We start from the raw sequence: 13,223 nt of genomic DNA, 5'->3' as shown, positions 1-13,223 counted from the left end.
TTCTCCTTTTTATTTATTCCGGCTAAATGCCTCTTAATCATAATTCACTCATTGAGATTATACTTATATAATGCCAATTTTTCAAGTTCAAATCCAACTCAAATCACAGGTCGATATCCAGTTCAACCGGGCAGTGATCAGATCCCATGATATCAGTGTGTATCTTGGCATCGACAAGCTTGTCCTTCAAACTCTCAGATGTGAGAAAATAGTCGATACGCCAACCTGCATTCTTCTCCCTTGCCTTGAATCTGTACGACCACCATGAGTAGATATTTCCCTGATCCGGATAAAAATATCTGAATGTGTCGATGAAGCCATCATCTAGAAGCACCGTCATCTTCTCTCTTTCCTCATCAGTAAATCCCGCATTCTTCCTGTTTGTCTTTGGATTTTTCAGATCTATCTCATTGTGAGCCACGTTCATATCGCCGCACACAATAACAGGCTTATTCTCCTCAAGCTTTTTCAGATATGCTCTGAAATCATCCTCCCACTTCATCCGGTAATCAAGCCTTGCAAGCTCGTTCTGTGAATTTGGTGTATATACAGTCACCATGTAGAAGTTCTCATATTCAAGTGTTATGACACGACCCTCATGGTCGTGTTCATCTATGCCTATACCTTTTGTTTCACTCAAAGGTTTCTCTTTTGTGAAAATAGCCGTACCTGAATATCCCTTCTTATCCGCATAGTTCCAATACTGATAATATCCTGGCATATCAAGTGTGAGCTGTCCCTCCTGCATCTTGGACTCCTGTATACAGAATATGTCTGCATCTATGCTGTTAAAAAAGTCCATGAAGCCTTTACCGGCGCATGCCCTTATTCCATTTACGTTCCATGAGATAAGTTTTTTCATAAATTTATATACCATTTTATCCTTTCATTATTATTTGGGGAAAATCATGTTTTATTTTAACATGTCGCCTACCGGCTCCATGCAGGCATTCGCTTTATGACGGCTTGCGCAAGCGCACCCGTCGCAACGCTCATTATATCATACAAACACCCATTCTGACTGTCAAATCATTAAAAAAATTCACCAAAATCCTGCTATGTCCACAATGAAAAAGGCAGCGACGATTCGCCGCTGCCTAAGGGTATATATTATTGTTTTTTAGGGGTCAAATTTAATTTTTTACAAATGATACATTTGATATAGAAACTGTATGTGCTCCAAGTGTGTATCCTTCAACATATCCCATTGAGAAGAATAATCCGGCACCTGTATCAACAGTGATACCATCTGTGAAAACTTCTTCCTTAGGTGTAATTGTGAGTGTTATATCTTTAGCCTCACCAGCTGTAAGAACTACATCTTCACCGCCATGCCATGCATATCCGGCTGAAGGAGTCATAACAGCAACCTTCACAACTCTATCAACATCAGAAACCAATGTACATTTAAGCGTATATGACTCGCCCTGCTCAAGAGATAATCCCATCTGCTTAAGCTGGATGTTCCAGTCTGCCTCACCCACGTTTTCAACACTGTATGTGATCTTTCCATCTCCAGCCTCAAATGTGGCATCTCCAGGAGCAGTTACTGCATTTCCCCAACCGGCAAGGCTACCATCCTCACCCATCTCAAATTCTGGATTTGTGAGAAGATTCTTACCTACAGGCACATCTATCTCTGGAGCCGAAGTCTTTTCAAGGATAATGTTATCAATACATATTCTATGCTGATCTGTAATTGCCGAACCATTTTCTCCGCCTGCGCCAAGTGCAATATTGAAAATACTCTCTTCGTCTGTGTCACAGGCCATCTGGAATGTGTTTGAAACAGTCACATATTTCTGATCAGCCTGATCGTATGCATCAAGCTTTACTGTATCCTGAACATACGGTGTCCAGTCCTCTGCACCTGTACTATCCTTATGTGTACTTCCATCCCTCTGTATCGCATACTGAACAGTTCTCGACACAGAACTCTTTATATCAAATGAAAGCTTGTACCACTGTCCTTTCTCAAGCTTGATATTATTCTGCTTGAGCTGTATCTTCCAGTTCTGGTCACCTGAATTCTTTATTGTGAAGTCAGCAGCATTGTCCTCCTTCTGGCTGTCCACAACAGACTCTGCATCCGCACTGCTGTCTATATACACATCATATCCAGCAAAATCTGCTGAAAAGTTCCCATTGAGAAGAAGTGAATCCTGCATTATCTTCACATTGTCTAACAGAACTTCTCCGCTGTTACCAAAATCAATGCTGATTGAACTGTCAGTCACTTCTTCTCCGGTCTCAAACTTGTAAACATAATTCTTAATTCCTTTATCCAGAGTTACAGCAAACTTTGAATCTCCTGTAGTGATAATTATATTCTTTCCCTCAGTTGCAGTCTCAGCATCAAATTTAAGTACATACTTTGTATTTGGGGCATACGCAAGCTCATCCTGTGATAATACGAAGTTGCCATCTATACTCTCATCCAATGACTTGTATGAAAATCTTCTTCCGTCAGACAGACCTGTCACCTTATACTCAGCACCGCAATTGTTGCTGACTGTCCAATATCCAAGTCTTCCTGTTCCTTCCTGAAATTCTCCATTGTAAACTAGGTTTCCATCAGCGAGGATCGTCTTCTTGTCAACTATCTCAGTCTGATTTGTCTTTACCAGCTTTACATTTGCAATATGTACACCAGCCACGCTTCCCTGATTGCCGAAGTTGAATTCTATTCTTCCCTTGTCATCAGATGAATCAGTCATCGTATACTCATACTCAAATGTCTGTTTCTCTGTTGTCATATCAAATTTTGTATCCTTAAGATATCTTCCCCATGATCTGGTTGGCGCTGAGACATCAATTATGCCTGTTCTCGCCTCATCCGCCCACGCATCAAATGAAAGCTTGTATGTGGCACCTTTTTCTACAGGAATATCAGGCTGTACCAACTGTATGCTGTAATCAACCGTTCCTGCATCAATTGTATTTATGTTGATTGTATTGTTCTCGATGACCGCTGTTCCTTCGCCGCCATTCTGCGCCATAAAAATCCAGTTTTCTGCATCTCCCAGATCCTCGGTCTCACTAAAATCACCATTTATTACATAATTGCCATTTTCATCCGGATCACGAATTATAACTTCACGCTCTGGCTTTGTCACATTTTCGTCATAAGACTCCTTCTGGTATACTCTCACATAATCAACATATAAGCTCTCACTGTTAATATAATCTGCATCTGCATCCGGATTTCCTGGCCAATTACCGCCAACTGCAAGATTGAGTATTACATAGAATGGCTGATCAAACGGTGCCGGATAAGTAACTGTACCTTTTCCGGCAGTTGTAGAATACCAGTCATTTTCCTCATGCATCTTAACTCCATCTACATACCACGTAATTTTTCCAGGCTCCCAGTCACATGTAAATACATGATAGCTGTCCGCAAATGACTTTCCATTTGAAAGTGTATATTTTCCCTGTGACTCTGAATGCGGATTGCCATAGTGAATCGTTCCATAGGTTGTATATGTATTGTCTCCAAGAACCTCCATCACATCTATCTCACCACATCTAGGCCACTGTCCATACAGGCTCTCGTTTGTAGGCATCATCCATGCTGCTGGAAGATAACCCTTACCTGTAGGAACCTTTGCTCTGAACTGTACTCTGCCATACTTGAAATCCTGCTTATTCTGTGTGTTTACTCTTCCTGATGTATATGATATGGAACCATCCTCATTTACTTTTTTCTTTGAGCTTATAATAAGTGTGCCATTCTTGACTTTTATATTATCTTCAGAATCAACATATGACTGAAGCTCATTATTGACCCAGCCAGGCTCATGGAGTTCAACATTCCAAATATCACGGTTGAGCTCTGTTCCGTCAAATTCATCATGCCATAAAAGTTTATACCCCTGCGACTCGTATTTATTTTCTACAGTCACCTTCTTCTTTACAGTCACTTTACATGTTGCTTTCTTTCCTGAACCGTCAGCAGCTTTTGCTGTGATTGTAGCTGTACCTGGTGCTATAGCCTTCACAACGCCTTTTGCTGAAACCGTTGCAATCTTTTTATTGCTCGATGTCCAACTTAACGTCTTGTTGGTTGCCGATGCAGGAGCGACAGTAGCTGTAAGCGTTTTACTGCTTCCCTCTGTGATAGTGAGTGTTGCCGCTGAAAGCTTGATAGAAGTAACTGGCTGTTTTACTGTAATCTTACATCTTGCATATTTGCCACTTCCATCCATAGCCTTCGCAGTTATATATACTCTTCCAACCTTAACTGCTTTTACAACACCTTTCGAGGAAACTGTTGCTATTCTTTTATCTGATGATGACCACTGAATTCTCTTATATGTGGCATTCTTTGGAGCAATTGAAGCTTTTAACGTCCTGCTGGTTCCTTTAAACATGTTCACAGCCTTTGCAGACAATTTAACAGTCTTCGTAGGAACCCCAACATAAACATTAAACCTATACATTACCTTTGGGTTTGCAGCACTCTTCACTGCTACAACCGCTTTTCCTGATTTTACCGCTTTGACAACACCCTTGTTATCTACTGTAACTATCTTCTTATTTGATGATACATATGTTACTTTTTTGCTGATCTTACCTGTAACTACAACTCTAGGTTTCACCCGAAACTTTGTACCCTTTTTTAGTACAAGTTTATTTGTGACAAGATTTGTCACAGTTACAGACTTTACCGCAGCTTTTGATGTTCTAGCACTAACGTCTGATGGACACAGAGTGATCAGCATACAAACTACAAGTATCATAGCCACAAGCTGTTTTAACCTTCTCATAAAATACTCCTCTCCAAAAATAAAATAATAATATTTACGACGTCGCACCTTTATAAAGTATTTTGATAATAACATCTTATACATTTGCCATATATCGTTTTATTGCTTTTTATATAGTTTACATGATATATTATAGAGGAGTTGTAAAGTAAGACTTTTATAAACTTTTGATAACATATAAATTTTTACCCTGACACAATTTACTGGAAAGGATTTATACACATATGAAATACTCAAAGGAAATATTCTACCAGGAATTTATAAGACGCGAAGATTCAACCAATAGAGCGCCCTATAACCCTGAACTTGAATTTTACTCAATAATACAAAATGGAGATATAGAACAGGTTAAAGAATTGTGTAAAGCCTCACCACTTAAGGATAAAAAAGGACTCGGCTTACTATCTGAAAAGCCGGTCAACAACATAAGATATCATTTTGTCATAACAACAGCCCTTGTTGCAAGATACTGTATTGAAGGTGGTCTCGATGTGGCAACTGCTTACAATCTCAGTGATTTTTATATAAAAAAGTCAGATACAATGAAGTCTGTGGAGGATATATCTGAATTACATGCGTTCATGTGCATCGACTATGCAAAAAAAATGCGAAACCTTAAGAAAAATTCCATATGCTCCAAACCGGTCGCAGAGTGCATAGACTACATATACGATCATCTGCATACTAGGATCACTGTTAAACTTCTGGCAAAACGTGTCAATCTCACCCCGTCATACCTGTCAAGGCTGTTCAAAAAAGAGACCGGAGATAATATCGGACATTATATAAAAATGCTAAAACTTGATACTGCAAGGAACATGCTCATATACTCTGATTATAGCCCTGCCCAGATAGCACAGACTCTCGCATTTCCAAGTCAGAGTTATTTTACCGAACAGTTCAGATTACATACTGGTCTAACACCTGCGAACTATAGAAATATAAATTTAAGGCAAACCCCATTTCATAAAAACAATACTTAGTTCCTGAAATATACCACCTTGTTTTTCTAAGCGTAAACAAAAGGGATTACCTTGTGATAAAGCACTTGATAATCCCTTTCAATATTCTATATCAGATTTAATCTAAAACTAATATATTTTAGCCTGTTTAAAATTACTTTCCGGCATTTACAACCTGACCGAAATCAGCCTTGAGTGAAGCACCGCCGATAAGACCACCGTCGATGTCTGGCTTTGCAAGGAGCTCAGCAGCGTTGCCAGCGTTCATAGAACCGCCGTACTGAATTCTTACCGCCTCAGCTGTATCTGTATCGTAGATCTCAGCGATGAGATCACGGATTCCCTTACATACTTCCTGTGCCTGATCTGATGTAGCTGTCTTACCTGTTCCGATAGCCCAGATTGGCTCGTAAGCGATAACCATTGACTTAACCTGATCTGCTGTTACACCAGCGAGATCTGACTTGATCTGAAGACGGATCCAGTCCATAGTAACACCGAGCTCTCTCTGCTCAAGTGACTCACCACAGCAAAGAATAGGTGTGATACCAGCCTCAAATGCCTTCTTAACCTTCTTGTTGAGAAGAACATCATCCTCCTTAAAGTAATCACGACGCTCTGAATGTCCGATGATAACGTACTTAACACCAGCATCAACAAGCATTGCTGCTGAGATCTCGCCTGTGTAAGCTCCGCTCTCCTCGAAGTACATGTTCTCTGCACCTACAGCTACGTTTGTTCCCTTTGTTGCCTCAACAACTGGTACGATATCGATAGCTGGTACACAGTATACTACATCTACGTCATCATTCTTTACTAAGTCCTTTAACAGGTTAACAAGCTCAACAGCCTCGCTAGGAGTCTTGTTCATCTTCCAGTTACCTGCAATAATCTTCTTTCTTGCCATTGTAATCTACCTCTTATATTTGTATTTTTTGATGAGTACCGGCCTGAACCGGCACCCACCAGTATAATCTTTATATCTCAGTGATATACAAATTACTTGTCGTTAGCTGCTGCTACACCCGGAAGCTCCTTACCCTCAAGGAACTCAAGTGAAGCTCCACCACCTGTTGAGATGTGGCTCATCTTTGAACCGTAACCAAGCTGGTTAACTGCTGCTGCTGAATCTCCACCACCGATGATTGTTGTAGCATCTGTATCAGCAAGTGCTGCTGCAACTGCCTTTGTACCGGCTGCAAGTACAGGGTTCTCGAATACACCCATAGGTCCATTCCAAACAACTGTCTTAGCTGTCTTAACTGCGTCTGAGTAAAGCTCGATAGTCTTAGGTCCGATATCGCAGCCTTCCTTGTCTGCAGGCATCTTGTCAGCGTCAAATACCTCTGTCTTGATACTTGGATCGTCGATAGGGTTAGGGAAATCCTCGATCATAACTGTATCAACTGGAAGAAGAAGCTTCTTGCCAAGGCTCTCTGCCTTTGCCATCATCTCCTTGCAGTAATCGATCTTAGAATCGTCTACAAGTGACTTACCGATCTCATATCCCTTAGCCTTAAGGAATGTGTAAGCCATACCACCACCGATGATAAGTGTATCGCACTTCTCAAGAAGGTTTGAAATAACGTTCAGCTTGTCAGCAACCTTAGCACCACCGAGGATAGCTACAAATGGTCTAACTGGGTTCTCTACTGCATTGCCAAGGAAGTCAATCTCCTTCTGCATTAAGTAACCAACTACTGCTGTGTCAACAAGTCCAGCAACACCAACGTTTGAGCAGTGAGCTCTGTGAGCTGTTCCGAATGCATCATTTACAAATACATCACAGATGCTTGCAAGATCCTTAGAGAAAGCCTCTCCATTCTTTGTCTCCTCAGCTCTGAAACGAGTATTCTCAAGAAGGATTACATCCCCATCCTTCATAGCGTCAACTGCAGCCTTAACTGTATCGTCAACAACCTCAAGGCTTGGTACGAACTTAACCTCCTGTCCAAGGAGCTCTGTAAGTCTCTTAGCAACTGGTGCAAGGGTCTTAGTCTGCTTGTCTTCCTCAGTCTTAACCTTTCCAAGGTGTGAGCAAAGGATAACCTTTCCACCGTCAGCGATAAGCTTCTTGATTGTTGGAAGAGCTGCAACAAGTCTATTCTCGTCTGTAATCTCTCCGTTCTTTAATGGTACATTGAAGTCGCATCTGCAAAGCACGCGCTTGCCCTTAACATTGATATCATCTACTGATTTCTTGTTTAATGACATTTCTAATTCCTCCTAAATAATGTTATAGAACAGAAAACTATAAGTTGTCCTCTGCCCAGCTACCTACCCGCTCTTATGCGGGAACATAGAAACGCATAATTGCTTCCTACGAAGAAAAAAGGGCCCGGTCCTTGGAGACCGGACCCTCTATTAGGTCTAATAAATACTTTTAAATGAGCTTACATTATAAAAGCTAATTATAGCTTGAAATAACTTATGCTAACTCTGCGAAGTACTTGATTGTTCTAACCATCTGGCTTGTGTATGAGTTCTCATTGTCATACCATGAAACAACCTGAACCTCATATAAATCATCAGCGATCTTTGATACCATTGTCTGAGTTGAATCAAATAATGAACCATATCTCATACCGATAACATCTGATGAAACGATTGGATCTGTGTTGTAACCGAATGACTCTGAAGCAGCAGCCTTCATTGCAGCGTTGATTCCATCAACTGTTACATCAGCACCCTTAACAACTGCTGTAAGGATTGTTGTTGAACCTGTTGGAACTGGAACTCTCTGAGCTGATCCGATAAGCTTGCCATTTAACTCTGGGATAACAAGACCGATAGCCTTAGCAGCACCTGTTGAGTTAGGAACGATATTAGCAGCACCTGCTCTAGCTCTTCTTAAATCGCCCTTTCTGTGTGGTCCGTCAAGTATCATCTGATCGCCTGTGTAAGCGTGGATTGTTGACATGATACCAGACTGGATTGGAGCATAGTCATTAAGAGCCTTAGCCATTGGTGCAAGACAGTTAGTTGTACATGAAGCTGCTGAGATGATCTGATCATCAGCTGTTAATGTATCCTGGTTAACTGAGAATACGATAGTCTTAAGATCATTACCAGCTGGAGCTGAGATAACAACCTTCTTAGCACCTGCGTTGATATGAGCCATTGACTTCTCCTTTGAGCAGTAGAAACCAGTACACTCAAGAACTACATCAACACCGATCTTACCCCAAGGAAGGTTGTTTGCATCTGCCTCCTTGTAGATTGTAAGAGTCTTACCATCAACTGTGATTGTGTTAGCCTCATCATCAGCTGAAACTGTGTGAAGGTTCTCACCGATCTTGCCACAGTATCCACCCTGTGCTGTATCGTACTTGAGAAGATCTGCAAGCATTGAAGGCTTTGTTAAATCGTTGATTGCAACAACTTCATAACCCTCTGCACCGAACATCTGTCTGAATGCAAGACGACCAATACGTCCAAAACCGTTAATTGCTACTTTTACTGCCATTTTTTATTCCTCCTAGGTTTTTGAAATATAATAAAAGTATTTATCAATCTGCTACGCGGGAACGTAGCAAATAAATCGTGTTAAATACACAAGCTAATCATACATTCTTTAGGTATAAATTTCAAGCCTTAATCTCATTTTTTTAGTTATCATCTATCCAAAATAGACAAACTTGTTTTAACAAATTATACTAATGGGCTGAGACTATAGAAAAAAAGTTACTACTACAATTTGATAATAATAAGATTACTCAACAGCTTTACTTTATATATTTTTTTCAGTGTTTTATGTTATAATATGAAACGCAATGATTATAAACGGAGGTATACAGAAAATGATCATCTGTGATTCGCATATACATTCGGAGTTCTCAAGCGACTCTTCCGCCCCACTGGACAGCATAATCCAGCAGGCAATACAACTTGGAATTCCAAAGATCTGTCTGACAGACCACCACGATATAGACTTTCCTATCAATCCGGAGGACGGTTTTGACTTCCAGCTTGATTTCGATTCATATTTTGCTGCGCTGGATGAAATCCGGGACAGATACAGAGATAAGATAGACGTGAGAAGCGGCGTGGAGCTCGGTCTCATGAATACCGTTGCTGATAAGGCAAGGGATATTGCAGGCAAATACAAAAACGAACTGGACTTCATCATAGGATCATCGCATCTTGTAAAAGGTCTCGACCCATACTATCCAGCTTACTATGAGGGACGTACAGAGATAGAAGGCATCCGCGATTACTTTGAGTCCATCCTTGAGAACGTGACTCTGATAGACGACTTTGACGTATATGGTCATCTTGACTACGTAGTAAGATACTGCCCATCAGGCGAGAATATCTTTAGGATGGCAGATTATACTGATGTGCTTGAACAGATTTTCAAAATAATCATCCCAAAAGGGAAAGGTATAGAGATCAATACCGGAAGCCTGTACAAGAATATGAGTTACGCACATCCTCACATGGATATCCTGAAACTCTACAAGGATATGGGCGGTGAGATCATCACAGTGGGGTCTGATGCACATAAGCCCGAATATCTGTGCTATGATTTTGAGACATATGCAAGGGATGCCCTCACATCACTCGGCTACAGATACTACTGTACATTCAAGAACAGAAAGCCAGAATTCAATCCGCTGTAAAATAAAATTGCAAAATATCAATTTATATACTTATAAATATAAAAAGATGGAACATATACGCCAGTTCAATGGCTTATATGTTCCATCTTTTTTATACCGTAAATTCAATTTCGGCAGTCACCTGACTGCTCTATTTGTTTCATATCTCATTATGTATTGTTCCCTGTATAGTACGGACTATGTGGTATATCATGAATGTCTGTTTTTCTCATTTTTTCAAGATAATCGCCTCCGCCGCCATCCAGATCACCATATATCGCATTTGGGCAATAACTGAGGAGCATGTCAAGGACTTTCTTTTTTCTCTTTTCGGTCACATTACAGTCAGAAAAATCAATGGCCCTGTGAAACTATTCAATTCAAACTCTCCATTATGTATCATGGAGCATATAGTGATTATCATAAAAACAAAAATCACTGAAAAGATACCAAACAATATCCATCCACGCACTTTGACGTCTTTGCGCAAGACTTCTCTGCCTGTATCACCCATACGAAATCTCCTTATGTCAGACCATCACTCTTTGTAAAACCCTGTCAACAGATGCTTCCTCCGCCAAGCACATGATCATCTTCATAGAACACTACAGCCTGTCCCTTTGTCACAGCTCTTACCGGCTCGTCAAATACTGCTTCTACCAGATCTTCATCTATCTTTCTGATGGTACACATACTTCCCTTATGATTGTATCTGATCTTCGCCTTGACATGCATTGGCTCCGTGAGATCCTCTATGGACATAAAGTTCAGTCTGTTGCATATCAGCCTTTCTGAAAATACATCTCCGTTCTCTCCTATAACAACCTGATTTGTCTCAGGTATGATGTCCACCACAAATACCGGATGCCCCATCGCAAGTCCAAGTCCTTTTCTCTGTCCTATGGTGTAGTGTATGATTCCCTTATGTCTTCCGATCGCATTGCCATGTATGTCTACAAAATCTCCCGGAACCGCCTTAAGTCCTGCTTCATTCTCAAGATAACCGGCGTAATCTCCATCTGGCACAAAGCATATATCCTGGCTATCCGGCTTGTGAGCCACCATAAGTCCGTGGTCCTCTGCAATTTTTCTGATCTCAGGCTTGCTGTACTCTCCAACCGGCATGAGTGTCCTGGCGAGCTGCTCCTGGGTGAGATTGTAGAGAGCATATGTCTGATCCTTCTCTATTCCCCTGGCCTCCTGGAGAGTATATCTGCCATTTGGAAGCTGTATGATCCTTGCATAGTGTCCCGTAGCAATATAATCGCCCCCGATGGCCATGCATCTCGTAAGCAGAGACTCCCATTTTACATATCTGTTGCATGCAATACATGGATTCGGAGTTCTTCCGCATTTGTATTCGTCCACAAAATAGTCTATTACGTACTTCTTGAATTCTTCCTTGAAATTCATAACGTAATACGGAATATCGAGCTGCGATGCCACACGCCTGGCATCATCCACAGCAGAAAGTCCGCAGCATCCGGCATGGGCACTCACCACGTCCCTGTCCTCATCCTGCCATATCTGCATGGTAACTCCTATTACATTGTAGCCCTGCTCCTTGAGCAAAAGTGCGGCAACCGACGAGTCGACTCCGCCTGACATTCCAACACACACTGTCTTCTTATCTGTATCGACCAAATTTTTTCCCTCTTTATACATAGTTATATCTTGTGTAATTTACATGTTTCTCCTGGCAAAATCCTGATACGCAGGTGACATTTTTCTGAGATTTTCCACGATTCTCTTGAGATTATCTACCACCGCATCCGCCTCATCCATGGTGTTCTCATATCCCAGAGTCAGTCTGACCGCACCATGGGATATCTCCTTCGGAAGCCCTATAGCTGTCAGCACATGGGAGGGATCAACAGAACCCGATGTACATGCGGAACCGGCAGAAGCACATATGCCCGCCATATCGAGCATGATGAGGATCGTCTCGCCCTCAACGAACTGGAAGCTGACATTTACATTGTTCGGAAGTCTGTCTTTGTCATGTCCGTTCAGTCTGGAATAAGGAATCTCCGATAAAATTCTGTGTATCATATGATCTCTGATATCTGTCTCCTGCTTCATCCGATCTTCCATTGAGAGCATCGCAAGCTCCGCAGCTTTGCCCATTCCTACAATCCCCGGTACATTCTCTGTTCCGGCACGTCTTCCTCTCTCCTGCTGGCCTCCGTGGATAAAGCTTCCAAGCTTTATTCCGCTCCGTATATACAGAAACCCGATTCCCTTCGGGCCATTAAGCTTATGTCCGCTGCTGCTGAGCATATCTATGTTCATGGCATTTACATCCAGTGGTATCTGTCCATACGCCTGAACCGCATCCGTGTGGAATAGAATGCCATGTTCATGCGCAATAGCTCCTATCCTGCTTATCGGCTCTATGGTTCCTATCTCATTATTTGCAGCCATAACCGAGATGAGGATCGTATCCGGTCTTATCGCCGACTCCAGCCTGTCAGGATCAACCATCCCCTTCTCATCCACATCCAGATATGTCACATCAAAGCCCCTCTTCTCCAGATACTGACATGTGTTAAGAATGGCATGGTGCTCTATCCTGGTCGTAATTATATGTTTTCCCTTATCCTGAAAGGCTTCCGCTACAGCCTTTAAAGCCCAGTTATCCGATTCCGAACCACCGCCCGTGAAATAGATCTCCTCAGGCTTTGCACCAAGCGAATCAGCAATTATATCCCTCGCCACATTTGTCACATCCTTATTTCTCGATGCAAATGTGTATACGCCTGAAGGATTTCCAAACTTTTCTGTAAAATAAGGCAGCATGGCGTTGAGCACTTCAGGTCTCACCGCCGTCGTCGCTGCATGATCCATATATATCAACTTTCCCATTTCCGCTCTCTTTCCATTACCTTTTC

At 41.6% G+C, this 13,223-nt stretch carries 10 protein-coding genes; 2 read left to right on the top strand and 8 right to left on the bottom strand.

Translation table 11 applies throughout. The features are described 5' to 3' along the window. Positions 1 to 103: 103 nt before the first annotated feature. Together DW025_RS08485 and DW025_RS08480 are read right to left on the bottom strand one after the other, a co-directional pair. Positions 104 to 862 (bottom strand): exodeoxyribonuclease III, encoded by a 759-nt coding sequence (locus DW025_RS08485; protein ID WP_119999686.1) that lies wholly within the window; start codon positions 860 to 862, stop codon positions 104 to 106. Positions 863 to 1,133: 271 nt separating this feature from the next. Further along, on the bottom strand, positions 1,134 to 4,769 hold the full coding sequence (locus DW025_RS08480) for a carbohydrate binding domain-containing protein (RefSeq protein WP_165854770.1): 3,636 nt from the start codon (positions 4,767 to 4,769) through the stop codon (positions 1,134 to 1,136). Positions 4,770 to 4,993: 224 nt separating this feature from the next. Between DW025_RS08480 and DW025_RS08475 the strand changes: the two genes are divergently transcribed. Beyond that, positions 4,994 to 5,752 (top strand): helix-turn-helix domain-containing protein, encoded by a 759-nt coding sequence (locus DW025_RS08475; protein ID WP_119999558.1) that lies wholly within the window; start codon positions 4,994 to 4,996, stop codon positions 5,750 to 5,752. A 133-nt stretch (positions 5,753 to 5,885) separates the two neighbouring features. Here DW025_RS08475 and tpiA read toward each other — a convergent pair whose 3' ends face one another. The 3 genes from tpiA to gap form a co-directional block, all read right to left on the bottom strand. Next, positions 5,886 to 6,638 (bottom strand): triose-phosphate isomerase, encoded by a 753-nt coding sequence (gene tpiA / locus DW025_RS08470; RefSeq protein ID WP_004852916.1) that lies wholly within the window; start codon positions 6,636 to 6,638, stop codon positions 5,886 to 5,888. Positions 6,639 to 6,730: 92 nt separating this feature from the next. Next, entirely contained in the window at positions 6,731 to 7,945 is a 1,215-nt protein-coding gene (locus DW025_RS08465) for a phosphoglycerate kinase (protein WP_022216404.1), read from the bottom strand. 214 nt (positions 7,946 to 8,159) lie between these two features. Further along, entirely contained in the window at positions 8,160 to 9,197 is a 1,038-nt protein-coding gene (gap, locus tag DW025_RS08460) for a type I glyceraldehyde-3-phosphate dehydrogenase (RefSeq protein WP_004852921.1), read from the bottom strand. Between the two features lie 334 nt (positions 9,198 to 9,531). Here gap and DW025_RS08455 point away from each other — a divergent pair, with 334 nt between their 5' ends. Beyond that, positions 9,532 to 10,353 carry a histidinol-phosphatase HisJ family protein gene (locus DW025_RS08455; RefSeq protein ID WP_243104949.1) on the top strand — a complete coding sequence of 274 codons (822 nt, stop codon included), beginning with the start codon at positions 9,532 to 9,534 and terminating at the stop codon, positions 10,351 to 10,353. A 313-nt stretch (positions 10,354 to 10,666) separates the two neighbouring features. Here DW025_RS08455 and DW025_RS08450 read toward each other — a convergent pair whose 3' ends face one another. From DW025_RS08450 to nifS, 3 genes are read right to left on the bottom strand one after another with little or no spacing between them, the layout of a single operon-like run. Further along, positions 10,667 to 10,846 carry a hypothetical protein gene (locus tag DW025_RS08450; protein WP_119999557.1) on the bottom strand — a complete coding sequence of 60 codons (180 nt, stop codon included), beginning with the start codon at positions 10,844 to 10,846 and terminating at the stop codon, positions 10,667 to 10,669. A gap of 44 nt (positions 10,847 to 10,890) precedes the next feature. Beyond that, positions 10,891 to 11,997 carry a tRNA 2-thiouridine(34) synthase MnmA gene (gene mnmA, locus DW025_RS08445; protein ID WP_117548908.1) on the bottom strand — a complete coding sequence of 369 codons (1,107 nt, stop codon included), beginning with the start codon at positions 11,995 to 11,997 and terminating at the stop codon, positions 10,891 to 10,893. 18 nt (positions 11,998 to 12,015) lie between these two features. Then, complete coding sequence (gene nifS / locus DW025_RS08440; RefSeq protein WP_119999555.1) at positions 12,016 to 13,197, bottom strand: cysteine desulfurase NifS; 1,182 nt, start codon at positions 13,195 to 13,197, stop codon at positions 12,016 to 12,018. Positions 13,198 to 13,223 lie beyond the last annotated feature (26 nt).

Source organism: Coprococcus sp. AF38-1, from assembly GCF_003603945.1.
GTDB lineage: Bacteria > Bacillota > Clostridia > Lachnospirales > Lachnospiraceae > Coprococcus > Coprococcus aceti.
Note: the sequence above shows the minus strand (reverse complement) of the source record. Positions and strands in the feature narration are given on the sequence as shown.